General features: G+C 67.7%; 21 protein-coding genes. 8 read left to right on the plus strand and 13 right to left on the minus strand.

Annotation, left to right across the window (positions count from 1 at the left end; translation table 11 throughout):
• Positions 1 to 171: 171 nt before the first annotated feature.
• Both KY661_RS25765 and KY661_RS25770 read left to right on the plus strand, forming a co-directional pair.
• The gene (locus KY661_RS25765) at positions 172 to 453 is read left to right on the plus strand and encodes a hypothetical protein (protein WP_225412746.1); all 282 of its coding nucleotides are present in this window, start codon (positions 172 to 174) and stop codon (positions 451 to 453) included.
• 166 nt (positions 454 to 619) lie between these two features.
• Complete coding sequence (locus tag KY661_RS25770) at positions 620 to 1129, plus strand: hypothetical protein (protein WP_225412747.1); 510 nt, start codon at positions 620 to 622, stop codon at positions 1127 to 1129.
• A 70-nt stretch (positions 1130 to 1199) separates the two neighbouring features.
• On the opposite strand, the gene KY661_RS25775 is transcribed toward KY661_RS25770, so the two are convergent.
• On the minus strand, positions 1200 to 1412 hold the full coding sequence (locus KY661_RS25775) for a hypothetical protein (RefSeq protein ID WP_225412748.1): 213 nt from the start codon (positions 1410 to 1412) through the stop codon (positions 1200 to 1202).
• A 241-nt stretch (positions 1413 to 1653) separates the two neighbouring features.
• Between KY661_RS25775 and KY661_RS25780 the strand changes: the two genes are divergently transcribed.
• A complete protein-coding gene (locus tag KY661_RS25780) occupies positions 1654 to 2919 on the plus strand; it encodes a hypothetical protein (RefSeq protein WP_225412749.1) in 1266 nt (421 codons plus the stop codon).
• Positions 2920 to 2982: 63 nt separating this feature from the next.
• Here the strand turns inward: KY661_RS25780 and KY661_RS25785 are convergent, their stop codons facing one another.
• Positions 2983 to 3741, minus strand: coding sequence for a DUF4142 domain-containing protein (locus KY661_RS25785; RefSeq protein WP_225412750.1), 759 nt, complete (start codon positions 3739 to 3741; stop codon positions 2983 to 2985).
• A 185-nt stretch (positions 3742 to 3926) separates the two neighbouring features.
• The gene (locus KY661_RS25790; protein WP_225412751.1) at positions 3927 to 4829 is read right to left on the minus strand and encodes a hypothetical protein; all 903 of its coding nucleotides are present in this window, start codon (positions 4827 to 4829) and stop codon (positions 3927 to 3929) included.
• A 260-nt stretch (positions 4830 to 5089) separates the two neighbouring features.
• Between KY661_RS25790 and glgX the strand changes: the two genes are divergently transcribed.
• Entirely contained in the window at positions 5090 to 7225 is a 2136-nt protein-coding gene (glgX, locus tag KY661_RS25795) for a glycogen debranching protein GlgX (RefSeq protein ID WP_225412752.1), read from the plus strand.
• Positions 7226 to 8434: 1209 nt separating this feature from the next.
• Here glgX and KY661_RS25800 read toward each other — a convergent pair.
• The 7 genes from KY661_RS25800 to KY661_RS25830 all read right to left on the minus strand — a co-directional run bounded on the left by KY661_RS25800 (position 8435) and on the right by KY661_RS25830 (position 16641).
• The gene (locus KY661_RS25800; protein ID WP_225412753.1) at positions 8435 to 9556 is read right to left on the minus strand and encodes a serine/threonine-protein kinase; all 1122 of its coding nucleotides are present in this window, start codon (positions 9554 to 9556) and stop codon (positions 8435 to 8437) included.
• A gap of 105 nt (positions 9557 to 9661) precedes the next feature.
• Complete coding sequence (locus KY661_RS25805; RefSeq protein WP_225412754.1) at positions 9662 to 11608, minus strand: serine/threonine protein kinase; 1947 nt, start codon at positions 11606 to 11608, stop codon at positions 9662 to 9664.
• Positions 11609 to 11610: 2 nt separating this feature from the next.
• Positions 11611 to 12546, minus strand: a complete 936-nt coding sequence (locus tag KY661_RS25810; RefSeq protein ID WP_225412755.1) for a DUF2381 family protein — start codon at positions 12544 to 12546, stop codon at positions 11611 to 11613.
• Positions 12547 to 12705: 159 nt separating this feature from the next.
• Positions 12706 to 14247, minus strand: a complete 1542-nt coding sequence (locus KY661_RS25815) for a M4 family metallopeptidase (RefSeq protein ID WP_225412756.1) — start codon at positions 14245 to 14247, stop codon at positions 12706 to 12708.
• Between the two features lie 156 nt (positions 14248 to 14403).
• Positions 14404 to 15249: a hypothetical protein gene (locus tag KY661_RS25820; RefSeq protein ID WP_225412757.1), complete on the minus strand. Its 846-nt coding sequence runs from the start codon at positions 15247 to 15249 to the stop codon at positions 14404 to 14406.
• A gap of 256 nt (positions 15250 to 15505) precedes the next feature.
• Positions 15506 to 16348 carry a hypothetical protein gene (locus tag KY661_RS25825; RefSeq protein WP_225412758.1) on the minus strand — a complete coding sequence of 281 codons (843 nt, stop codon included), beginning with the start codon at positions 16346 to 16348 and terminating at the stop codon, positions 15506 to 15508.
• Between the two features lie 2 nt (positions 16349 to 16350).
• Positions 16351 to 16641, minus strand: coding sequence for a hypothetical protein (locus KY661_RS25830; RefSeq protein ID WP_225412759.1), 291 nt, complete (start codon positions 16639 to 16641; stop codon positions 16351 to 16353).
• A gap of 352 nt (positions 16642 to 16993) precedes the next feature.
• Here KY661_RS25830 and KY661_RS25835 point away from each other — a divergent pair, with 352 nt between their 5' ends.
• The 4 genes from KY661_RS25835 (at position 16994) to KY661_RS25850 (ending at position 22749) form a co-directional block, all read left to right on the plus strand.
• Positions 16994 to 18811, plus strand: a complete 1818-nt coding sequence (locus tag KY661_RS25835) for an acyl-CoA dehydrogenase (protein ID WP_225412760.1) — start codon at positions 16994 to 16996, stop codon at positions 18809 to 18811.
• A gap of 92 nt (positions 18812 to 18903) precedes the next feature.
• The gene (locus KY661_RS25840; protein WP_225412761.1) at positions 18904 to 19950 is read left to right on the plus strand and encodes a fatty acid desaturase; all 1047 of its coding nucleotides are present in this window, start codon (positions 18904 to 18906) and stop codon (positions 19948 to 19950) included.
• Positions 19951 to 20083: 133 nt separating this feature from the next.
• Positions 20084 to 20551: a (2Fe-2S)-binding protein gene (locus KY661_RS25845; RefSeq protein ID WP_225412762.1), complete on the plus strand. Its 468-nt coding sequence runs from the start codon at positions 20084 to 20086 to the stop codon at positions 20549 to 20551.
• On the plus strand, positions 20548 to 22749 hold the full coding sequence (locus KY661_RS25850; protein WP_225412763.1) for a xanthine dehydrogenase family protein molybdopterin-binding subunit: 2202 nt from the start codon (positions 20548 to 20550) through the stop codon (positions 22747 to 22749). The genes KY661_RS25845 and KY661_RS25850 overlap by 4 nt, the downstream gene beginning before the upstream one ends.
• Here the strand turns inward: KY661_RS25850 and KY661_RS25855 are convergent.
• The 3 genes from KY661_RS25855 to KY661_RS25865 are packed head-to-tail and all read right to left on the minus strand — an operon-like array spanning position 22746 to position 24557.
• Complete coding sequence (locus KY661_RS25855) at positions 22746 to 23414, minus strand: Isoquinoline 1-oxidoreductase subunit (protein ID WP_225412764.1); 669 nt, start codon at positions 23412 to 23414, stop codon at positions 22746 to 22748. The genes KY661_RS25850 and KY661_RS25855 overlap by 4 nt on opposite strands.
• Positions 23411 to 23794 carry a DUF3037 domain-containing protein gene (locus KY661_RS25860; RefSeq protein WP_225412765.1) on the minus strand — a complete coding sequence of 128 codons (384 nt, stop codon included), beginning with the start codon at positions 23792 to 23794 and terminating at the stop codon, positions 23411 to 23413. The genes KY661_RS25855 and KY661_RS25860 overlap by 4 nt, the downstream gene beginning before the upstream one ends.
• Positions 23772 to 24557, minus strand: coding sequence for a HipA family kinase (locus KY661_RS25865; protein WP_225412766.1), 786 nt, complete (start codon positions 24555 to 24557; stop codon positions 23772 to 23774). The genes KY661_RS25860 and KY661_RS25865 overlap by 23 nt, the downstream gene beginning before the upstream one ends.
• Positions 24558 to 24571: the final 14 nt, after the last annotated feature.

The following is a 24571-nucleotide window of genomic DNA, read 5'->3' on the forward strand; positions in this document are numbered from 1 at the left end:
TCCGAGTCCTTGGGCCAAGGGCTACCGCGTCCGTGTCCTAAACGGCAACCATCTGCCCGCCAGTGAGAAGCGGCTCAGGCATCTGCGATGTTTCCTGGGGGCGGCTCTGCCAGGACATTCGCTGGTGGTCCACGCCCCAAAGCAGGGGCTAGAGGTGGGAACGCCCCGGACGTGGGGGACCTGGTGGTGACGGCGGCCCCCGGCTACGACCTGGCCGCGGACTACGAGCTCATCGTGGGCAACTACCGCGGGGGCCATGGCGGCCTGCGTGCGGATCAGCTCCGCGTCCCGTACGTCCTCTCGGGCCCGGGCGTGCCGACCGGACAGCGCCTGGCCACCGCGCGCGCGGAGGACGTGGGCGCCACGCTGATGCGCCTCACGGGGTGCCCGCCCCCGGCCCAGCCGGACGGCGAGGACCTGATGCCCAGCGTGGCGGGCCCCACGCCTCCCTGACGCGGGGCCGCGCAAGCCCTCCCCTCCCGAAGTGCAGGCGCGCCCGGGGATGCCGTCCCGGAGAGCGGGCTGCCGGGCGAGCGTCCGCTGCACGTGTGGGATTTGCTGGCCACGTTCCCGGCCAGCAACGAAGCACCCACACAAACACTCAACGGGGAGAACAGCGATGACGAGCCTCAAGACCAAGGCACTGGTGGCGGGACTGCTGGCGGGGACGCTGACGTTCGTGGGATGTAAGTCGAACAGTTCCATGGACCGTCCGGAAAGCACCACCACACCCGCGACGGACACCATGAGCACTCCGCCCGCGACCGATAGCACGGGGACGACCGGGACGACGGCCACGCCTCCGGGCACGGGCGGCTCCGGCAGCGAGATGCGGCCCTCCGACGACAACCTCCGGATGCCGGAAGAGGATCCGCTGCGCACGCCGCAGAACGAGAGCATCCGGGACTCCGAGATGGAGCCGGGCATCCACCATGACGCCGACACGGACATGGGCCCGGGCACCGGCGGCTCCGGCATGGACAACAGCATGATCAACGACGACAGCCTGAACGAGGCCGGTGACGCGCCCGAGGGCGTCCGCCTGCCGGATTCGACCACGGACTCGTCCCTGTCTCCGAATGACGACACGATCGAGCACGACGTGGAGTCGGCCGAAGGGGCCCGCTAACCGCTGGGTCCTCTGAGGACTTCCACGGCGTCCACGCTCCGGCGTGGACGCCGTTTCCTTTTTCCCCGCATCAGCTCACGCCGACGCCGGGATAGGAGTTGGGCGAGCTCTGCGGATGGATGATGCGCGGCCCATCACTCTGCGCCGGAGTCCCGGCGGGGCCCTCCGAGGGCCGGATGATGGGGGCGTGGTGAGGATGTTCCGGCCGCTCCTCCGAGCCGCCCGTGTGGCGGGTGGCGGGCACTTCCGGGATGGGAATATGCAGCACGTCTTTCTGGCTCATGGCACGTCCTCCGGGTTTCACGGTTCTGCTTTCAAGGTGGTGCCCCAGAAGGGCCCAGTCACCCTTCCGGGACAGCCCTTGCCCTCTGGCTCCCAACCCTCCAGGCCAGAGCCAGCCATGAACGCCTGGGAATAAAGCGCCCCTTCAGGAAAGCGGGCGCCCGGCCCCAAAGCCCGACATAACTTCCCCGGGTAGGCCGTTCCTTCCAGACGAACCCAGGTCGACCCCCGAGCGAGGCGAGATGAGCATCCGGTTGCTGCTGGCAGGACGATATGGCGGAGGAGACGCGTTCTTCTCTCCCCCCGAGGCTCCCGAGCCCTGGCTGCGGCGCGTGGAGCGTTGGTTCCAGGAGAACGTGGGCGAAGGGCTGGAAGGCTCGCGCCGGCTCGACGGCCCCCAGGGGGCGCCGATGCTGCTGCTGCGCCTGCACCCGGCCGCGGGCGAGGTGTCCGTGGTGGCCGCGGGGCAGGCCCGGGTGGTCATCTCGGCGGAGACCTCGGCGGTGGGCCCCGGGTACCACATCTACCTGTGCGAGGTGCTGAAGCAGCTCGGCCAGGCACTCCACATCACCTGGGCGGACCGCGACGCCGAGGCGGCCGTGGGGGACCCGACGGGCTACTTCCACACGGGCGATGCCGGGGCGGTGGAGCAGCAGATGCTCACGTGGCTCTCCAAGGTGGCCGCCCAGGTGCTGGAGCTGCGCGGCCAGGGCCGCTCGGGCTTCGCGCTCTCCATGCGCTTTGGCCATGCGTTCGAGCACCCGGGCGCCCTGCTCACCCCGCTGGGCCCCCGCGACGAGGCGTGGCTGCGGGCGGTGTGCGAGGAGCCCCAGCGCGGCCAGGACGTGTTTCCCTGGTGGAAGCCCGGCGTGAACGCGGCCTCGCGGCGGGGACGGGCCCTGAGCCTGCTGTGGACGGAGCTCATCTGGCGGCCTCCGCTCCTGGAGGAGGAGCGGCGCCTCTACCGCAACGTGGCGAAGCTGCTGGAGCAGGCGTGGCGCGAGGAGCCCACCCGGGAGTACCCGTGGCGCGAGTGGCAGGAGGTGCTCGGGTACCTGGGCCTGGGCGGCACGCTGGCCGAAGAGGTGAGCCGCCGCGCGGCCCTCGCCCCCGAGGGCCCCCGCATCGGGTACCGCCGGGGCTCGGTGCACGTGGCGCTGCCGGAGGGCTGGGAGATCCGCATCCCGGGCTCGCTGGCGGAGGAACGGCTGGGAGACGGAAGCTGGGTGGCGAGAGACCACCGCCGCAGCGTGCGCTTCGTGCCGCTGGAGGACGCGGAGGACATCGCCCCGGCCAGCTCCGAGCGCCGGGTGCTGGAGCTGGAGCACCGCGGGGCGCGCGTCAGCGGCCGGGCCTCGCTGCACATGGAGCCGGGCGAGTGCCGCCTCACGGCGCTGTGCCACGCCGGCACGCGCCGGGCGCTGTGCGTGGTGAGCTTCGATGATCCGGACGAGCAGGACTGGGCGCTCGGCACCTGGCGCTCGCTGGACCGGGCCATCGCGGCCTGAAAACGGCAAGCGCCGGTCCCCGGAAACGGGAACCGGCGCAAGCGCTGCGGGGCCGAGGGCGGCTTACTTCTTCATGCCCTGCGTGCCCTTGTTCATGTCGGTGGAGCCGGTGGAGCCAGCCGCCCCAGGGGTCCCCTTCATGTCGTTGGCGCCGGCGCCCATGTTGTGATTCATGTGCGCATCGCCCGAGCCGCCCACGGCGCTGGGCTGCGGGGCCAGCTTGCCGAGCACGGTGTAGGCCTGCTGGCGGTGCATGGCCACGTGCTGCGCGTTCTCGTTGATGAGCGCCAGGGCCTCGGCGTCGCCGCTGAAGGCCTGCTGGCCCGCGGCCAGCTTGCCGAGCACCATGTCATGGGTGCCGAGCTGGTTGGCCATATAGGCCGAATCGAACGGCATGCCCTTGAGTGCCTGGAGCTTCTCCGTGGAGGCCTTGTCCGCGCTCATGGCCTTCTTCTCCACGTCGTTCATCGGCTTGGGGTCGGCCAGCTTCAGGTTCTTGCCCTTCGCGTAGGCCATCAGCTTCTCGTCCGCGGCGGTGTGCTCCTTCACCATCTGGCTGCCAAAAGCCTTCACGTCCGGGTTCTGGGCGTTCTGCTGGGCCAGCTGGCCCAGCTTGATCTCTTGCTGGTTCGCATGGTGGAGCCGCTCGAGATAGGCCTTCTCGTCCGCGGGAACGATGACGCCCATGTGCTCGACCGTGCCCTTTGCACCGGCCTTACCTGCCTTGGCGGTGGCCGCCGGGGCGGTGGTGCCCTGAGCAAATGCAGCGGAACCACAAACCAGGGAACCAGCGATGACGAGGCTCTGAAGGGTGCGCTTCATGTGGATGCTTCCTTTGGGAAAAGGGCGCCGCAAAGGCGTCCGATGAAAAACAGGGCTGCACCTTCGTCTGCGAAAACGTCGAGTACACGCGAATTGAGGCATTGACGTCTGGCGTACGACGATGGCCGGGCGGATGTTTTCACCACCCGACATTGCCCCTGTACGCCAGGGAGGGAGCACGGCCCTCAGCGCCGCTTCAAGACCTGAATGTGGGTGGCCACCGTCTCCCCGGAAACCAAATCAAAGGACGCGCGGACGCGGCTGCCCTCTTGAATGCGGGCCAGGGGAATGCGCTGAGCGCCCCGGGTGGCGCGAGTATCATCATTCACGCGCAGCAGATAGGGCTCGCCCGTCTCGAAGTCGATGACCTCGATGACCTTTTGAGAGACATCCTTCACCCGGCCCTCGAAGATCGCACTGGCCACGGCGGCATCGTCCCCCACCGTGCCGGAGCCGCCCGTGCCCTCATCCCGGTTGCGATCGGCCTCCGCCTGGAGCCGCCGCACCTCGGACTGTAACCGGGCAATCTCTTCCTGGGCCTGCTGCGGGGTGAGCGCCGCGGAGCCTCCGGGAGTCCCCTGGGTCGAAGCGCCCCCGGGCGCCCCCACTCCCGTGCCCGTCCCCGTCGTGCTGGGGGCCGGGGTGTTCCCCACCGGGGTGCTGCCGACCGGAGTGCTACCCACCTGCCCCGTCCCAGGCACCGTGGAGGTTCCGCTCAGCGGAGGAATGCTGGCCGGCGTTCCCGGCGCGGTCCCAGGCTGGGTGATGGTGGAGCCCGTCGTCCCGGTTCCCGAGCCCACCTGCCCGGCGCCACCGGTACCGCCCGTCTGACCGAGGCCGTTCACATTCCCAGTGCCGGTGCCCAGCCCTGGGCTGTTCAGCGGCTGCGAAGGCACCGTGAAGGAACCTGTGGACGGCGTTTGCGTGCCCCCCACCGTGGAGCCCGCGCCATTGCTCGAAGTGCCCGTTCCACCCGCCGGGGAACCAGCGGCCCCAGTTCCCGCTCCTCCGCCCGCCTGCTGGCCGTGACTGGCCAGGGGAAGACCCAGGGTGAACACGAGGGCCGCCGACAGAATGATCTTTCGCATGGTTCCGGGCTCCTTGCTTTCCCGTGGCGGAAAGTTGGGTTCCCGACAGCCCAACACCAAGGGCCCTCCCGGCCGGAACAGGCCTGGGCTGCCTGACCGCACGGTGTGCCGGGGCCCGTGCACACGCGCCAGGGGCGGGCGCGCGTCCATGGGGTGTCAGGCGCCCTACACCCCGCAGCCCCGCTGGGCACACTCGCCTTGAACCCAACGGCGCATCCCCCCAGATTCAGCCGCAATCCGGCAAGAGGAACGGATAACCGATGGCAATGGACGTATACCCGGGACGGCCTTACCCCCGCGGAGCGACGTACGACGGAACGGGCGTGAATTTCGCGATCTACTCGCAGGTCGCGTCGCGCGTAGAGGTGTGTGTTTTCGATCCCGCGAATCCGTCGAAGGAGATTGGCCGCTTTGATCTGCCCGAGGTAACGGAGTTCGTGTGGCACGGCTACATCCCAGGGATGGAGCCCGGCACGCTGTACGGCTTCCGGGTGCATGGCCCGTATGATCCCGCCAAGGGCCACCGCTGCAACCCGCACAAGCTGCTGTTGGACCCCTACGCCAAGGCGCTGCATGGCGAGGTGGACTGGAAGCAACCGGTGTTCGGCTACACGTTGGGCCATGCCGATGGGGACCTGGCGCGCGACGAGCAGGACAGCGCTGCGGGCGTGCCCAAGGGCGTCGTGGTGAGTGACTTCTTCGACTGGGGCAATGACCACCGCCCGGAGATCCCCTGGCGTAAGACGGTCATCTACGAGGCGCATGTGCGCGGCCTCACCATGCTGCACCCAGCGGTGCCCGAGCACCAGCGGGGCACCTACGCGGGCCTCTCCCACCCGGCCGTCATCGAGCACCTGCTCAAGCTGGGCGTCACCTCGGTGGAGCTGCTGCCGGTGCAAGAGGCGGCCGACGACTCCTTCCTCAACGACAAAGGCCTGTCCAACTACTGGGGCTACAGCACGCTCTGCTACTTCTCGCCCCACCAGCGCTATGCCAGCCGCCGGACGCCGGGCTCGCAGGTGGCCGAGTTCAAGTCCATGGTGAAGGCGCTGCACGCGGCCGGCATCGAGGTGCTGCTCGACGTCGTGTACAACCACACGTGCGAGGGCAACCACATGGGGCCCACGCTGTCGCTCAAGGGCATCGACAACACGGCCTACTACTGGACGATGCCGGATCCGCGCTACTACCTGGACTTCACCGGGTGCGGCAACAGCCTGAATGCCTCGCTGCCGCAGGCCGCGCGGCTCATCGTGGACTCCCTGCGCTACTGGGTGGAGGAGATGCACGTGGACGGGTTCCGGTTCGACCTGGCCACGACGCTGGGGCGCCAGGCGGCGGGGGAGTTCAGCCCGAACGCGCCGCTGTTCCAGATCATCAACCAGGATCCGGTGCTCAACCGGGTGAAGCTCATCGCGGAGCCCTGGGACGTGGGCATGGGCGGCTACCAGGTGGGCAAGTTCCCGGCGCCGTGGCGCGAGTGGAACGGCAAGTACCGGGACGCGCTGCGCCGCTACTGGAAGGGCGACGAGAACCAGGCGGGCGAGGTGGGCCACCGGCTGGCGGGCTCTTCGGACATGTTCCAGGAGGCGAAGCGCCGTCCGCAGGCGTCCATCAACTTCGTCACCGCGCATGACGGGTTCACGCTGCACGACCTGGTCACCTACAGCCACAAGCACAACGAGGCCAACGGCGAGCACAACCGCGACGGCGCGGACGACAACCAGGCCTGGAACTGCGGCGTGGAGGGCGAGACGGAGGACGCGAACATCATCGCCCTGCGCGAGCGGCAGAAGCGCAACCTGCTGGCCACGCTCTTCCTGTCCCAGGGCGTGCCCATGCTGGTGGCGGGCGACGAGATGGGCCGGACGCAGAAGGGCAACAACAACGCCTACTGCCAGGACAACGAGCTGTCGTGGGTGAACTGGAACCTGGATGCGCGCGGCAAGGCGCTCCTGGAGTTCAGCTCGCGGCTCATCCAGTTCCGGCACCGGCAGCCCGTGTTGCAGCGCCGCCGCTTCTTCCAGGGCGAGCGCATCTGGGATTCGCGCTCCAAGGACCTGACCTGGTACCGGCCGGACGGCACGGAGATGAGCCCGGAGGACTGGCAGAAGCCGTTCGTGCGGTCGCTGGCATTCCAGCTGGGCGGAGACGCCATTCCCACGCTGGACGAGCGGGGCCAGCGCGTCATTGGCGACGGCTTGCTGGTGTTGCTCAACGCGCACCATGAGCCGGTGCGCTTCACCATCCCGGCCGCGGCGGAGGGGCGCCAGTGGGTGCTCGAGTTCGACACCTCGGACGACGCGAAGCCCACGGGCCCGGTGAAGACCGGAACGTTTGAGCTCGTCGGCCGCTCCATGCTGGTGCTGCGCGAAGAGACCCTCAACAAGGCCTAAACGCCTGAACATGCAGTCCCGGGAGCCCGCCTGAGCCCTGAAGGCTCACGGCGGGCTTCTTCATTTGATAGCCTCGGGCAAGGTGAAGCCCGGGCCCGGGGGAAATCAACGAATGAAATGGAAAGCGGTGGGCATAGGAGCGATGGCACTCGCCACAGCCACGGCGTGCCCCCACTCCTTCGGAAGAGAGGGCACCATCGACCGCGCGGTGCACAAGGATTTGATGGAACGCTTGCGAACGAACTGCACTCAGGATGAATTTGAGCTGTTCTGTGAAGACCCAACGAGCAACATGTGCCTCAAGAAATGCGGCGGTCCCGATGGCAAGTAATGGTGAGTGTAAGCTTGGCCTTCCTCCTACCGTTACCCCTGATTCTGCTCCTAGGAAGCTTGACAAACCCGGCGAGTGCTCTGCACAAGCGACAGGAAAAACACATCAGCCCTGTGCTGGACGCCGCAGCACGGGCACAGTTGGGAACCTACCATCGGAGTTGCAAGCTGAGCGCCGATTGCGAGCCGCCCCTGGGGTGCCTCGTCGATGGCCGCATTGGCCAGATTTACTGCGCGGACAGCCAATGCAGCACGGATCGAGATTGCCCCGAAGGACTCGTCTGCCGCAACAGTTCTACCACGGGCAAAGGGCTCCTGGTGCGGCTCTGCATTCCCGTGGGCTCCCGCCCGCTCGGCGCAAGATGCAACGACACACCAGCGGATTCGCAAACGGCCTGCGGGCCTGGCCTTCAATGCAGTGGGAGGCGTGGCTGGTGCGGCACGCCTTGCCGTCCCGGAGTCCAAGAGGATTGTCCCTCAGGCTTTTTCTGTGACGAGGAGGCAGCAGAGCCCCTCTGCATGCCTACTTGCGAAGCTCAAGGATGCCCCACAGGCCAACAGTGCATCCGCTACGAGCGAGGCTCCTCGGCTTGTGCAACCGTCTACGGCCGCAACTGTCAGCAGGGCTCCTGTCCCGCGAACCAGCAGTGCAAGGTGCTGGATGCAACAGGGCCTGTGGGTAAGATCTGGATGGATTGCGTCACCCAATGCCAGCCTGACGAAAAGGCATGTCCAGACGGCCTGACGTGTTCTCTCGTCGTCTGCCGCCGCCCATGCGATCCGCAGGCTCCCGATGCTTGCGGCACCGGTTTCCGCTGCGGCCAGTATTCGTCTAGTGCGCCTTGGTTCTGCGAGCCCGACTGGTGAAGTAAAACCGCCTCAATGGCGCACGGCGCGCCCGTTCCGGAACTCGTGGGGGACGTACTCGGGGCTGGTCTCCATCTCCCCCCGCGCCTGGGAGGCCATGGAGATGACCTCGCGGATCTCCTCCACGGCCTCGCTCGGTCCATAGGGCCGCCCCGTGGCGGACAGAAACGCGCGCAGCGCATCCCGCATGGCCGCCGCGGTGGCATGGCGCTCAGCCGGATCGACGCGAAGCGCCCGAAGCGCCACGGCCCGCAGCGGCTCGGAGACGGCGGCCATCACCTTCTCCACGTCCCTCGCATGAAGCCGCGAGGCCCGGTCACCGAGCCGGGCCGGATCCACCCAGGCGCCCTTCTCGGGCCAGAGCTTTCCGAGCAACCGCTGGAAGCCCCCTGAGAGGCGCATCCTCGGCCGCTCATAGGGCAAGTCCAGCACATGGACATGGGTCAGCAGTTCCACCAGCACCACGCCCAGGGAAAAGATGTCCGAGCGGGCCTCCGGGGTTCCCAGGCGCAGCACTTCGGGCGCGGAGTAGCCGACGGTGCCCTTCAGGGTATGCGCGGGCGTACGCTGCCGGCCGGGCAGCCGCGTGAAGACCGCCCCGAAGTCCGTGAGCTTCACCTCACCGTGTTTGCTGATCCGGAGGGTGGAGGGATTCACGTCCCGGTGCACGAGGTGGAGGAGCCGCCCATGACCGTCCTTCAGCGTGTGCGCATAATGGAGCGCATCGGCAGCCTGCGCGATGACATAGGCGGCGAACCGCTCGGACACAGGCTTGTGGCGCCGCACGGCGCGGCGAAGCACCTGCTCCAGCGCCAGGCCATCCACGTACTCCATCACCACCAGGGGACGCCGGGCCCGCGTGTCCACGTGCAGCACCCGCGCGATGGCCGGATGGTCCAGCCTCCGGGCCACCTGGGCCTCTTCGAGCATCCGGCGGCGCTCCGCCATCCGGGCCGCGGGAGGCAGGCACTTGATGACCGCGAGGCCCCCTGGCCCGCCGGGGGTATGGCGCTGCGCGAGGACACGCTCCCCCGGCCCCTCTCCCGTCAGCTCTCTCACCAGCGAGTAGTGAACCCCATTCGCGGTGAACAAGTGGATGTCCCCCTCGGGGGTGGTGGTGCGGTCAGCGGACATGCGTGCGCTCCTGAGGCAACCCTTCGCCTCGAACCCAGCGGTTCGGTCACCTAAAAGTGGCCTACCCCTAAGGTAGTATGACACGCTGACAAAAGCCACGCGCACCTATTCGGTGAACGCTTCCACGAACGTCGCGATCCCGATGTTGGTGTGCTTGAACGTGTCCTGGGTGGAACTAGAATCCTTGACCAGCCCGAAACCGCCCTCGGTGCCATCTTCGGCCACGGCGCAGACAGGAAAGCGAGGACCCTTGATCAACTGGGCCTCCGTATAGCGGATATAGAACCGGTCTCCGCCACCGCCCCAGATATGCCCGAACAGCCGGGTCCCCCTCGGAAGCTCTTCATAGCGGTCAGAGGCCACCCAGCTCACGATGGGACCAATTCGAAAGGGGACCGAATCTTTGCCGTTGGTAGGGGGGTAATTGGAATTGAGCCGGACATTCATGCCATCTCTTGCCCGGATGCCAATGGCCTCCATCGCCTTGAGCGCCTCGGGAGGACAGGCTTGCGGTTCTGGCCTCACGGGCACTCCTGTACAACTCACGATGAAGCCGGCCACGGCGCACAACGCGCCCTTGTTGACGCTCTTGGGCTTGGGGATGGCCTTGCCCGGCAGAGAAGAAGGATCGGCGGGGGAAGATGCTGGAGAATTCTTCACGGGACTGTCTTTCTGCGGAGCATCAGGAGAAGAGAACGGCACGGAGAGCAGCGGCGAGACTGCCACGGGAGTTTGGTGCGTGGGGAGCAGTGGCCAGGACAAGTCCTGGGGCAGAACGCGCGATTCCGCCGCCCCAGGCGAGGAGGGCCCCCCAGGCAAAGTGCTGGGCGGCGCCTCGGCCCGGTTCCACACGGCCCACAGTCCTGCGGCCAGAATCACGAGGCCCCCTACGACAGCGGCACGTTTCCACCCCGCCCACCCGCTCAGGGACTGGGCGGACAACAACAGGTCCCTTTGATTGCGTGCCGCCTCCCGCCGCTGCTCCTCGTGCCCCTCGACCGCCTTGAGCGCATGCGCCGCCCGCACGGCCTCATCCTCCGCCACCACACCATCACCGGGTGTCGGGGGCAACGTCGTGGCCATCTCCGGAGCCCTCATAGGCCGCGGCACATACAAGGGAGCCTCCCATGCCCCCGCCTGTGTCATCACCCGTTCCAGGGCCTCGCAGAGCCGATACCCATCCTGGTAGCGCCGCCGCGGGTTCTTGGAGAGCAGCCTCAACACCACCCAGCTCAGCCCGGGCGGAACCCGGGAATTGATCCGATGCGGAGGAACGGGGCGCTGCCGTGCCACCTGCTGCGCGAACGCGGCATCCGGCAAACCCTCCGGAAAGGGCAGCACTTCCGTGAGCAACACGTAAAGCATCACCCCCACGGAGTACCAATCATCCACCTGCCGGAACCGGTAGGGTGCAGCCCCTTCAAGCTGAGAAGCCAGAACCCGCGGACTGCAGTAAGGCGGGGTGAAAGGACGTGTGCCCGCTCGCGTGAGAGCACCTGTTCCCCCGGCCTCTCCAGCACCAAAGTCCGCCAGGAACGGCTCTCCGTCCGCCTCCCGCACGAGCACATTGCCGGGCTTCACATCCCGGTGGAGAACCCCTGCGTCATGGGCTGCTTGGAGTGCGAGCACCACCTTCTGGCACAGGCGAACCACCTCCCGCACGGAGGGGTTGGTATGCCGTGCCCATTCCAGGAGCGTGGCGCCTTCCACCCACTCCAGCACGACGTAATGAAGTCCCACCTCGGGATCCTTCCACCGCCCATGCGCCACCACGCGCACCACGTTGGAGTGTGAGACCTGGAGCAACAGCTGCAGCTCGCGCGCGGCCCGTGCATCGCCGCGTGGGTTGTTTTCCGGAGAGTGGAGGCTGAACTTGAGGGCGTACCGGCCCCCCGGACGCTCCACGCTCTCTACCAGCCAGACACTGCCATAGCCTCCGGAATCCACATGACGCAGCAGCCGGAAGCCACTCACGACCGTTCCAGGTGCCAGATAGTCCGGATGAACCTCCATGCCCGGCGATGAACGATGAGGCTCCGTCGTTCCATCCATCCTCATGGCTGCCTCCGTCCCTTCGACGTCTCTGGCGACCGGGGCTGCAAAGGCAATGCGTTCACCCGAAGTCTCCTTTTACCGCCCCGCTCCGGGACGCTGAGCCAGCAGCCTGGGATTGTCTGCCCTGTGGGCGCATCCCACTCCACCACGAGACGTGCGGTGTCCCCTGGCCGCAGCACAGCCCCCTCCAAAAGCCGGGCTACAGCCCGCGGAGCAGCCCTTTCGGACTGTCCGAGATCCACGATGGCCTCCCCAGGAGCCCAGGGCGGCTCACCTCGCTCCAAAAAGAGCGTGACCTCCAACGCCATGCGCCCCGTGGCCACGTACAACCGGGCCTCCCTCACCGTCATGCCCGGAGGAGCCCAGTCCTCGGGCTCCACCCGGATGGCCCGGATCCCCTGCTCCCCGAGAAGCCCCGTGGAGATGAGCCCCATCAGCCCGCCCTCCTCCGCACGCGGCGCCGCCCCCTCCGCCGCAGGCACCTCTCCGGCAGCCTGCGGCTCGGCCCGCTCCTCCGAACCGGGCAGAAGCCCCCGAGCCACCTCCACCCGCGCCTCCGCCTCCCCGCTGCCCATCACCAGCACCAGGGGCAGCCCCGCCTCGGGCTGGCCATCCGCGAAGCGCACGGTCAGCGGAATCCGCGCCGCCACCGCCTTGCCTGGGCGGGGCAGCAGCACCAGGGCGCGCTCCGCCACCTCCACGCGCTCGAAGCCCCACGTACGCCCCACCTGCCGCAGGGCGTTCACCTCCAGGGGCGCATCGAACAGGAGCGTGGTGAGGCGTCCCGGCGCCAGCCGCACCTCGGGCACGTCGCGGGAGCCCGCCAGGGTGAGCCGCCGCACGGGGAGCAGGCTCTCGGAGCTGGGTTGCGCCAGGGCGGCCGCTCCCACCAGGTGAATCCACAGCCAAACGACCCTGCGAGGCGGACCGGACACGCAAACCTCCCAGGTCCACACCCTACCAGAGGTTGCTGACGCGTCCTCCCTGTCAGGACGGGTTGCTCGCGCCCCACGTCATGGGTCGTCTGAAATGCGAACGGGCCGGCCTCCCAGGGGAAGCCGGCCCGCGTGACGCACGTCCTTCGGGAGCGGGCGTTACTTGACGTTGACCGCCGCCCAGGCGGCGTTCACGGCGTTGTACTCGGTGCTGTTTGCGCCGTAGAGGTCCGTGGCCGCCGCGAGGGTGGCCGTGCGCGCACCGGCGTACTTGGTGCTCGAGGTCATCTTCACGGTGAGCGCGCGGTACCAGATCTTCCCGGCTTTGTCCTTGCCAATGCCCGTCACGGCCGCGCCGTTGCAGGTGGGGCTCGCCGGGTTGGCGTTGGAGCCCTGCGCCAGCAGGTAGAAGAAGTGGTTGCCGATGCCACTGGAGGCGTGGACATCGAGGCTGCCCACGGTGCTGGAGTAGCAGTCCGGCGACTTGCCATCCAGCGAGGGCTTGTGCATGTAGCGCAGCGCATCCCCGCTCTTCGCAGGCGTGTAGATCTCCTCGCCGATGAGGAAGTCGCCCGGGTCCTCGGCGTTGGCGGCGTAGAACTCCACCAGCGATCCGAAGATGTCGCTGGTCGCCTCGTTGAGGCCTCCGGACTCGCCCGAGTAGACGAGGCCCGCGGTGCGGCTCGTCACGCCGTGGGTCATCTCGTGGCCGGCCACATCCAGCGAGATCAGCGGGGTGAACGTGCTGCCGTCACCATCGCCGTACGTCATGCAGAAGCAGCTGTCCTGCCAGAAGGCGTTGTTGTAGCGCGTGCCGTAGTGCACCCGGCTGTAGCCCGTGCCACCCGTGCCGTTGATGCCGTTCCGGCCGTGGATGTTCTTGTAATAGTCGTACGTCACCTGCTGGCCGTAGTGGGCATCCACGCCCGCGGTCGCGGTGTCCGACGTGGTGCCGCTGCCCCAGACGTTGTCCGTGTCCTTGAAGACGGCGTTCGTCGGGTAGTTGACCGTGTAGAAGCCGCCGCGCGACGGGTCGCGCAGCTCGTACCCGCCGGTGACCGAGTTGGTGCCGATGGACACGGTGCCCGAGTAGAGCGACTTGCCCGAGCCCGTGGCGGCGGCGGTGTGAACGCCCTCCCACTTCTCGCGGATCTGGCCCGTCTTCGCGTCCACCAGCACGTGCAGCTCGCTCGGGGTGGCGCCATCCTCCTGGAGCCCCTCGAGGATGACCTCGTAGGCGAGCGCGGCGGCGTCCTCACGCGCGTCGATGACCAGCTCCGCGCTGCCGGGCCCCTGGCGCTGGCCGGCGAACACCTTCTCCGCGAGCACCACGGCCCCGGCGCCATCGAACAGCGGCTTCACATCCAGCCCGCGCAGCGAGGCCTGGCTGTTGAGGGTCACCGACTTCAGCAGGCCCGTCTCGGACTGGTGCACCACGAAGTCACCGCCGATGGTCCGCAGGCCCCGGTAGCGCTTGTCGAAGCGGACGTGCTCCTCGCCCGAGTCATCCTTGAAGACCGAACGGACCACCAGCTCTTCCTCGGGGGTGCGCATGCCCAGGTTCTGCTGGGCCCGCTTCACCGCGCTGGAGAGCTCCACCTCATCGTGGACCTCTCGCGAGGAATTCACCGTGGGGGAATCCGCTCCGTCACAACCAACCAGGGTCAACGTCGTCAGCGCAGCCAACAGGTGACGCTTCATGTGAACGCTCCGGGGGATTACTGCGAGGCGCGCTTCTTATACACGGAACTTATTTTCCTGCAAAACAAGAATTAAATGGGAGACCAACAATCTCCCTGAATTGGCTTTGGCCACGCAGACAAGCACTGTCCTTGTTTTTTTACACTGACCCAAGAATCACAACACGAGGTGAGCCACTTCCAACGCAAAGCCCTTGGCCTTCAGGTCCACCAGCACCTGGCGCAGCTTCTGAGAGATGAGCACCCGCGGTTCAGGACGAAGTTCACCCCGGCGGACTCCGAACAGCTTGTCCGTGCGGAACCAGTCGCCAGGCGCCACACTCCGCTGCGAGAGATACAACTCGGAGAGCGGGTTCAACCCCGCCAGGTGCCCTTGGGGGCACCGGTACGTCCCTGGCTCGTCCAAGTCGAACAGATTGATTCCGGCGCGTGTTTGCGGACTTACTTCCAAAGCCTTGGACGTCACGATGAGCTGACGCCACTCAGAGGGTTCCGGGCCTTTGCGCCCACGGTGCATGACGGGCCGGTAGTCCGCGCCTTGAATCCCGTTCGCACTCAAGGCATTGGCCAGCCGTGAAGAGATGACCATTTCCCCAGCGATTGTCTGGGAAATGTCTTTTCCTTTCGGAATGCGGCGAGTATCGAGCCGGAGTTCAGACAGCTGATGCCCGCCCGCTCCGCAGTGTTTGCAGGCAGCCGATTCATCATACGTGGTGCCACACATGGAGCCTGAGGGCTCGAAGCGAGCGCGCGGAACCAGTTCCAACAATGCTGCGGCTCGAAGCTCACTTTCCGAGTAGGCCCGGTGAATCTCCGAGTAGATGAAGAAGAATTCGCCCCGGGCCCGGTGCTCACGCTGAATCTCACCAATTCTCTGGACCTGTGCATCCGCGAGCGGAAGCACCACCCGGCGCAAGGTGTCATTGAGGGGGACGCCCAGCCCTGGCTCCAGAAACTTTCGCGCCCGCTCTTCGTCGATTCGAAACTCGATGGTTTCGCGCATGCTCAGGGCTCGATACCAACAAGTTGGGGGATCGGATACTTCGAGTAGACCCGCCGTTGGGGTACAGCGCCTTGGCCTCCTCCAGCCACTTCTAATAGAGGTCGTGTCCCTTCCACCACCTGTGGGTCCCCCCCGCCCAGACGGACCGCTCCGCCTCCTCCCGAAGCGCAGGCTTCGAGGCCGTACAGCCCAGCAGCATCCCAAGTACGAGTCCTACCGCCCACCGCAGCATCGCGTCCCCCTCCTCACGATTGACTCATATGAGGTGAGCCACTTCCAGCCCGAAGCCCTTGGCCTTCAGGTCCACCAGCACCTGGTGCAGTTTCTGGGAGATGAGAACCTTCGGTTCCGGGCGAAGCTCACCTCGTCTCACCCCGAACCATTTGTCCGTGCGGAACCAATCGCCAGGCTCCACACTGCTTCGCTCTACATACAGTTCCGAAAGCAGTCCCAACCCCGCCACGTGCCCCCGTGGGCACCGGTACTCGCCCTCCTCGTCCAAATCAAACGGTCCTTTGCCAGCCAAGGTTTTGCTGCTGAGACGCAAGGGCTGCGACTGAATGATGAGTTGCTTCCACTCCGATGGCTCCGCCCCATGACGCCCCTTGTTCATCACCGGCCGGTATTCCGCTCCCCGGATGCCCTGCTGCTCCAGGGCATGCACCAGCCTCGGCGAAACCACGATTTCGCCCGCGATGGTGCGTGCAATGTCTTTCCCCTTGGGAATGTGCTTGGTGTTGAGGATGAGTTCAGACTTCTGCAATGCGCCGACACCACACTCTGGGCATTCCGAGGTCTCATCATACTCCGTGCCACACCTAGCGCCCGGTGGCTCGAAGCCGGACTGGATCATGAGCCTCAGCAGCTCAGCAGCTTGAAGTTCTTTCCCGGAGTACCTCCGGCGAATTTCCCAATAGATGAAGAAAGACTTTCCCTTGGCCTGCTGCTCACGCTGAATCTCCTTGATTCGCTGGACGCGCGCATCCGTGGTGGGCAACACCACCCGGCGAAGGGTCTTTCCCAGTGGGACTCCCAATCCTGGTTCCAGGAACTTCCTCGCGAGTTCCTCATCGACGCGAACTTCCAGGGTCTCACGCACAACTAGGGCTCGATTCCGACCAACTGCGGGATGGGATACTGCTCGTACACCCGGATCAGGATATTCATCAGGTCTTGCTTGCTCGGAGGCCGCTCCTGTCCATAGCGCCATTCCAGGCGGAACGCTTGAGTGATGGCCTTGTGGTAGGCGGTGGGCAGCCGGTACGTCGTGCCCTGTGGAGCGCCTCCCAGGTACAGCGGAACGGCGTGGTGATTCTGATACCCCGCGCTGTTGGGGTACAGCGCCTTGGCCTCCGCCAACCGCTTCCAGTAGAGCTGGCGTGTCCGCTCCACTCCCTGCGGGTCCGCCGTACGCCTCACCCCATCGGCAGGCGGGCCCGGCGCAGGCCGGGGTGTCCTCAGCGCCGGGGGTCTCCGGAAGCCTGGGCTTCCCCCTCTCCGCACTGGCCGGTGTACCCGGAGGCTCTCACCGGCCTCTACCTCCTCCCGGAGCGCGGGCTTCGAGGCCGTACAGCCCAGCAGTACCCCCAATAAGAGTCCTACCGCCCACCGCAGCATCGCGTTCCCCCTCGCGCTCCTGACCTCCCGGAGCGTACACCTCGCACGGCACTTCTCGCGGTAGGCTGCGCGCCGCGTCCCGTGTTACCGGCGGGCGTCCTCAGAAACCGGCCCAGGAGCCTCCGCGATGTCGTCCTCCACGCCTCACTACAAGCCCAACCTGCGCGACCTGTACTTCAACCTCTTCGAGTTCCTCGACATCGGCCGGACCTCCCTGGGCAAGGGAACCTTCGGCGACCTCGACGAGACGGCCGCCCGCCAGACCCTGGAGACGTTCGCCCAGGTGGCCGTGAACGAGATTGCCCCCAGCTTCTCCGAGTCCGACCACCACCCGCCCGTCCTCAAGGACGGCGAAGTCACCCTGCCGCCGCTGCTCAAGCGCTCCATCACCGCCTTCTACGACTCGGGCATGAACCTGTTGGATCTGCCCGCCCACATGGGCGGCCTGGGCGCCCCGCCCAGCCTCGGCTGGGCCGCCTTCGAGTTGCTCGCCGGCGCCAACCCCGCCACTGCCTTCTATTCGCTCGGCACCCTGGTCTCCCGCGTCATCGACATGCTGGGCACCGAGTCCCAGAAGCGCCGCTACCTGCCCGCCATCACCGAGCGCCGGTGGATCGGCACCATGGTGCTCACCGAGCCCGATGCCGGCAGCGACGTGGGCGCCGCGCGCACCCGCGCCCGCCACGTGGGTGGCGATGTCTGGGAAATCGAGGGCGTGAAGCGCTTCATCACCAGCGGTGAGCACGACGCCTCGGAGAACATCGTCAACATGGTGCTCGCCCGCCCCGAGGGCGCCGGCCCCGGCACCAAGGGCCTGTCCCTCTTCATCGTCCCCAAGTTCTGGGTGGAGGAGGACGGCCGGCTCGGTGAGCGCAACGGCGTGATCTGCACCAACCTCGAAAAGAAGATGGGCATCAAGGGCTCCGTCACCTGCGAGATGACGTTCGGCGACGGCAAGCCCGCGCGCGGCCTGCTCCTGGGCGAGGTGCACGAGGGCATCCGCCAGATGTTCCACATCATCGAGCAGGCGCGCATGGCCGTGGGCATCAAGTCCATGGCCACGCTGTCCACCGCCTACCTCAACGCCCTGGCCTTCACGCGCGAGCGCGTCCAGGGCTCGGACCTGCTCGCCGCGCGCGACAAGAACGCCCCCCGCGTCGCCATCCAGCGCCACCCGGACGTGCGCCGCATGCTCATGGCGCAGAAGGCCCACGCCGAGGGCATGCGCGCCCTCGTGCTCTTCACCGCCTCCATCCAGGATCAGGTCGCCCTCAAGGGCGGCCACCGCGCCACCGAGGCCGCTGAGCTGGATGCCGTCAACGACCTGCTCTTGCCGCTCGTGAAGGGCTACAACTCGGAGAAGGCCTACGAGCTGCTCTCCGTATCCCTCCAGTGCCTGGGCGGCTCGGGTTACCTGGCCGACTACCCCGTCGAGCAGTACATCCGCGACCAGAAGATCGACTCGCTCTACGAGGGCACCACGCACATCCAGGCCTTGGATCTGCTCCTGCGCAAGGTGGCGCGCGATGGCGGCGCCACCCTCCAGGGGCTGCTCGGACGGGTGCGCGAGACGGCGGACTCGGACGTGGGCGGCAAGGAGCTGGAGACGGAGCGCGCCGCGCTGGGCCAGGCCCTGACGGATGTGGAGACGATGCTCGGCGCCTTGATGGGCAAGCTGGGTGAGTCGCTCTACCACGTCGGCTTCCAGGGCAACCGGGTCCTCATGTCCGTGGCGGAGCTCATCATCGGCTGGCTGCTCGTTCAGCATGCGGCCGTGGCGCTGGAGCGCTCCCGGGTGAACCCGGGCGACAAGGCGTTCTACGTGGGCAAGCTGGCCTCGGCGCGCTGGTTCTGCCGCGAGGTGCTCCCGGGACTGGGCCACGCCGCCCGGATGGTGGAGCGCAGCACGCTGGATCTCATGGAGGTCCCCGAGGAATCCTTCTGATTCCTGCACCTTCTCTACCGTCGGGCAATCCACGTTGACTTACCCGGCCTGGCGGTAGAGCCTGCGCGCTCCGAGTGAACACTGGAGGTCTGATGTCCAGCAGCAAAACGGCCCCCACCACGTATGAGGTGGTTCAGGAGCCCGAGCCACACCCGTCCCGTACGGCCGCCATCCTCAAGGCGCACCCCGAAGTGCGGAAGCTCTTCGGGCGCACCCCCGCCACCGCGCTGCTCGTGCCGCTGATCCTCGTGGTCCAGTTCGGCATGGCGTATCTGGTGAGAGATCAGCCCTGGTGGGTCATCGTCCTGGCGGCCTACACGCTGGGCGCGCTGGTGAACAACACCTGCTACGTCATCATCCACGAGGCCACGCACAGCCTCATCTTCAAGGGACGGGCGGCCAACCTGCTGACGGCCATCGGGGCGGACCTGGTGCACGTCATTCCATCGGCGGCCACCTTCACCCGCTTCCACCTGGTGCACCACCGGCACCAGGGCGAGTTCGACCTGGATGCGGACCTGCCCTCGCACGCCGAGGCGAAGCTGGTGGGCAACAGCACCTTCATGAAGGCGCTGTGGATCACCTTCTTCCCGCTCATGCAGGCGCTGCGCATGCCCCGCTTCTCCAAGCTCATCTCCTTCTGGGAGCCTTGGACGGTGGTCAACGCGCTCGCGGTGTTCTCCGTGGACGCCGCGGTGTTCTTCCTGATGGGGCCGTGGGCCTTCCTCTACGTGGTGCTGAGCATCTTCTTCTCCATCGGCCTGCACCCGCTGGGCGGACGGCTCATCCAGGAGCACTTCATCATCTCCCACCCCCAGGAGACGTACTCCTATTATGGGCCGTGGAACATCAGTGCGCTCAACGTGGGCTACCACAATGAGCACCATGACTTCTCCGCCGTGCCCTGGAACCGGCTGCCCCAGGTCAAGGCGGCGGCGCCCGAGTTCTACGACACCCTGGTGTCGCACCGCTCGTGGACGGGCCTGCTGGTGCGCTTCATCACGGATCCTTCGATGAGCCTCTACAGCCGCATCACCCGGCCCGGCGGAATCAAGCGCCGGATCCTCACCGGGGGCGTGGGCCGCGTGCCGGACTCGGTGTCCTCGCTCGAGCAGCCTCCGGTTCAGCCCGCCGCCTGAGCGCCTCCGGCCGGACCGCCGTTCGATAGGCCCATGGCCCCCATGCCATGGGCCTTTTTCGTTCCGTCCAGCCGTCAACCGAGGTGCCCACGCGAGGCCCCGGGCCTCCCAGCGGGAACGCTAGGCTCTCTCGATGGCTTTCACGTTGACCGTCAATGGCAAGACCCACGTCATCGAGTCCGCGGAGGACACCCCGCTCCTCTATGTCCTGAGGGATGAACTGGGCCTCAACGGCGCGAAGTACGGCTGTGGCGTGGGCCAGTGTGGCGCCTGCACGGTGCTCCGGGATGGCGCACCGCTGCGCTCCTGTCTCGCCCCGGCCGCCGCGCAGCAAGGGCACGAGCTCACCACCCTGGAGGGGCTCCGGGGGCCGGAGGGGGCGCTCCACGCCCTTCAGAAGGCCTTCCTGGCCGAGCAGGCCGGCCAGTGCGCCTACTGCATCCCGGGGATGATCCTCGCGGCGGAGGCCCTGCTGCGCGCACGCCCCCAGCCGTCCGAGGCGGAGATCCGCTCCACGCTGGACTCCCACCTGTGCCGGTGTGGCTCCCACAACCGCATCGTGCGGGCCATCCAGCGCGCCGCGAAGGAGATGGCCGGATGAGCACGCCCCTGAACCGCCGCACCTTCCTGCAGGGCTCGCTGGTGCTGGCGTTCTCCCTGGCGGGCCCGCGCGTCCTGGGCGCGTCCCAGGGGCCGAAGCCGCTCCCCGGCAGCCTGGCGAGGAATCCCCAGCTCAACGCCTGGCTGGAGCTGGGCGCGGACGGCTCCGTCACGCTGAAGACGGGCAAGGTGGAGCTGGGCCAGGGCATCCTGACCGCCCTCGGGCAGATCTGCGCGGATGAGCTGGATGTCGAGCTGTCGCGGCTGACGATCGTCTCCGGCGACACCCAGCGCTCGCCCAACGAGGGCGCCACCGCGGGCAGCATGTCCATATCTCAGGGCGGGCTGGCGGTGCGTCACGCCGCGGCCGAGGTCCGCGCCCTCCTCCTGGACATGGCCAGCGAGCGGCTGGGCGTCCCGGCCGCGCGGCTGACCGTGAAGGACGGGACCATCACTTCGGCCAAGGGCTCCGTCACCTACGGGAGCCTGCTGGGAGGAAGGTCGCTGGAGCGCGAGGCCACCGGCACCGTGAAGCCCAAGCCCGCCGCCGCGCGCCGGTACACCGGCCAGTCCGTGCCCCGCATTGATCTGCCCGCCAAGCTCACGGGTGAGCCCAGCTTCATCCAGGACTTCCGGCCCCCCCACATGGTCCATGGCCGCGTGGTCCGCGCGCCGTCCTATGCCGCGGTCCTGGAGGAGGTGGATGCGGCGTCCGTGGAGCGCATGCCCGGCGTGCTGCACGTGGTGCGAAATGGCAACTTCCTGGGCGTCATCGCCTCCGGGGAGTGGCAGGCCCTCCAGGCCTGCGCTGCCCTCGCGCGAGGCGCCCGGTGGAAGGAGCAGGCCGCCCTTCCCATGGACCCTTACGCCTGGTTGCAGGCGCAGCGCACCCAGGACACGGTCATCCAGAAGACTGTGCGCAGGGGGGAGGCCACCCCGGTGCGGACCCTGGAGGCCAGCTACCGCCGCCCCTACCAGCTCCATGGCGCCATCGGCCCCTCCTGCGCGGTGGCGGACTGGAGCGGCGAAGTCCTGACCGTCTACACGCACAGCCAGACCATCTTCGACACCACCGCCGCGATCGCGCGGATGCTTGGCCTGCCGGAAGAGGCGGTGCACGGCAAGCACCTGCCCGGCTCGGGGTGCTATGGCCACAACGGGGCGGATGACGTGGCGGCGGATGCCGCGCTCCTGGCCCATGCCCTGCCCGGCCGCCCGGTCCGGGTCCAGTGGTCACGCCAGGACGAACACACGCAGGAGCCTTACGGCTCCGCCATGGTCACGAAGGTCCGCGCCAGCCTGGCGCCCAAAGGCGACGTGCTCGACTGGGCCTATGAGCTCTGGTCCAACCCCCACTCCACGCGGCCCAGCGGCAACCCTGGCAACCTGCTCGCGGGCCGCTCGCTGGAGAAGCCTTTCTCCATGCCGGTCCCGCGGAACGGGGGACCGCCCAATTACGCCGCCGACCGGAACGCCATCCCGCTCTACGCGTTTCCCGGCCAGCGCGTCACCACGCACCTGGTGACCCAGATGCCCCTGCGCGTCTCCTCACACCGGGGGCTCGGCGCCTACGCCAACGTCTTCTCCATCGAGTCCTTCATGGACGAGCTGGCCCATGCGGCGGGGGTGGACCCCATCGAGTACCGGCTCCGCCAGCTCCAGGACGCACGCGCCCAAACCGTCATCCGCAAAGCGGCGGAGCGGTTCGGCTGGTCCGCGTTCGAGCGGAAGGCCCAGCGGGGACGCGGCATCGGCTTCGCGCGGTACAAGAACCTCGCGAGCTACTGCGCCGTCTGCCTGGAAGTCCTCATCGAGCCCGGCAGCCAGGCCATCCGGGTGGTGCGCGCCGTGCTGGCCGCCGACGCGGGCGAAATCGTCAACCCGGATGGGATTCGCAACCAGCTCGAAGGAGGGCTGATCCAATCCCTGAGCTGGAGCCTGAAAGAGGCGGTCCAGCACGACGGCCGCCGCATCCTCTCCCGCGACTGGAGCAGCTATCCCCTCCTCTCCTTCTCGGAAGTGCCGCCCGTGGAGATCGAACTCATCGACCGCGCTGGAGAGCCCTTCCTGGGGGCCGGTGAGGCCGCGCAAGGCCCCACGGCCGCGGCCCTGGCCAACGCCGTCTTCGATGCCACGGGCCTCCGGCTCCGGGAGCTTCCCCTCACCCCCGAGCGGCTGAAGGCAGCCGCTTCTCCTTAAGGCGGGGGGCAGTGGGCGCCGGTGTCGATCCATGCCCGGATCAGCGCACCGAACTCCTTCTGCGTCCCAGGCACCGGCTGGCGCCCTTCCCCGGGCGCCCAGCCCCAGCCCACCAGCACGTCCTCGGCCATGTGGTGGTGGATGAACTCCAGGTCATGCCCCCCGTTGCGCTGGGGATCCTTGAGCTGCTGGCAGATCTCCCCGAGCGATTTGCCAATCCACGCCATCTCGACAGGGGCCAGGGCCCACTTCGGATTGCCTGGAACACTCTGAAGCGTCTCCCCCACCAGCCGGGTATTCGCCACCTGATGGCAGGCGGTGCAGGGAAGGCCCGGCACGCCGTGGCCATCGGCCCCACCCGTCACGTGCGGCACATGCACGCGCTGCTCCAAGCCCTGCCGGGGGATGCCGTCCGGCGGATGGCAGTTGGTGCAGCGCGGATGGGTGATGACGCGCCCCGCTTCCTTGAACAGCGCCACCGAGCGCGCCTTCCCATCCGTGATGGCGTCGAAGCGCGAGACGGGCTGGAGCGGAGGATTCGTCCCCGCTTCCGTCCCCGCCCGGGGCGCGGGCTCCGGGGGCTCGGACTTCCGCGCCGCGCCCTTGCAGCCCGCCAGCGCCAGGGCCGCGCCCACCATCACCAGCAGGGAAGGAAGGCTTTTCATCGGACCATGCGCTCCATCAGGTGCTCCAGCGCCCGGCCCGGCTCCTCGCACAGCCCCGAGTGCACCGGAGACGTCTGGAGCATGGTGCTGCGGGGCGCCACCAGCCAGTGCCACCGCTCCTTCTGGGGAAGCTGCCCGATGGGGCCCGCGCCCCGGCCCCCCGCGCAGATGCGCGGAATGCTCTCCAGGTGGCCGCGCACCAGCGCCACATCCACCTCCGGCGCCAGCGCCCGCAGGCGCTGCTCGTTCAGCGCCACCTGGGCCGACAGGAAGCGGCTCGTCAGGCAGTAGAGGATGACTCCTGCATTGATGAACTCCCCCCGCTCCACGCGCGGCACCACCCGCACGATGGCGTAATCAAACGAGCTGCGCGCGAGCACGCTCCGCCTCCTGGATGAACACGGCGCTCGACGCCAGGCGCTCCTTCAGGAACGCGACGTAGGCGGCCCGGTGCTCCGCCTTGGACGAAAAGCCCGCCTCCGCCTCCTCCAACCACCCGTCGGGAATCAGCCCCACCACCTGCTCCAGCACCTCGGGCGTCACCCGCTCGCGCAGGTGGGCCTCCGCCGCGCGCAGCTCCGAGGCCCACGGCAGCAGCACGTGGTCCTTGATGGGCGCGAACGCGCTCCGGGCCCGCTCCAGGTGCCCCTCCCACGAATGGTGGAAGTACAGCGCGGCCCCGTGGTCGATGAGCCAGAGCGCCTGGTGCCACACCAGCAGGTTCGGGTTCTTCGGCGTCCGGTCCACGTTCGTCACGTACGCATCGAAGCAGACGATGCCCGAGGCCTCCGCCACCCCGGGCGCGGGCCCCGCCAGCGGATCAAACGTGATGGAGCCCGGCAGATAATCCATCCCCAGGTTCAACCCGGCGCTCGCCTTGATCAGGTCTCGAATCTCCCCGTCCGGCTCGGCGCGCCCCAGCACCGGGTCCAGCTGGATGAAGACCAGCTCCGGAACCCGCAGCCCAACCGCCCGAGCCAGCTCGCCGGCAATCAGCTCGGCGATGAGCGCCTTGGGGCCCTGCCCGGCCCCCCGGAACTTCAAGACATAAAGCCCCGCGTCCTCCGCCTCGACGATGGCGGGCAGGGAGCCGCCCTCTCGAAGCGGCGTCACATACCGGGTCGCCGTGACCGTTCTCATCATGGCCCCCCCTTACC

The sequence above is a fragment of the Allostigmatella hybrida genome, assembly GCF_020103775.1.
Taxonomy (GTDB): domain Bacteria; phylum Myxococcota; class Myxococcia; order Myxococcales; family Myxococcaceae; genus Hyalangium; species Hyalangium aurantiaca.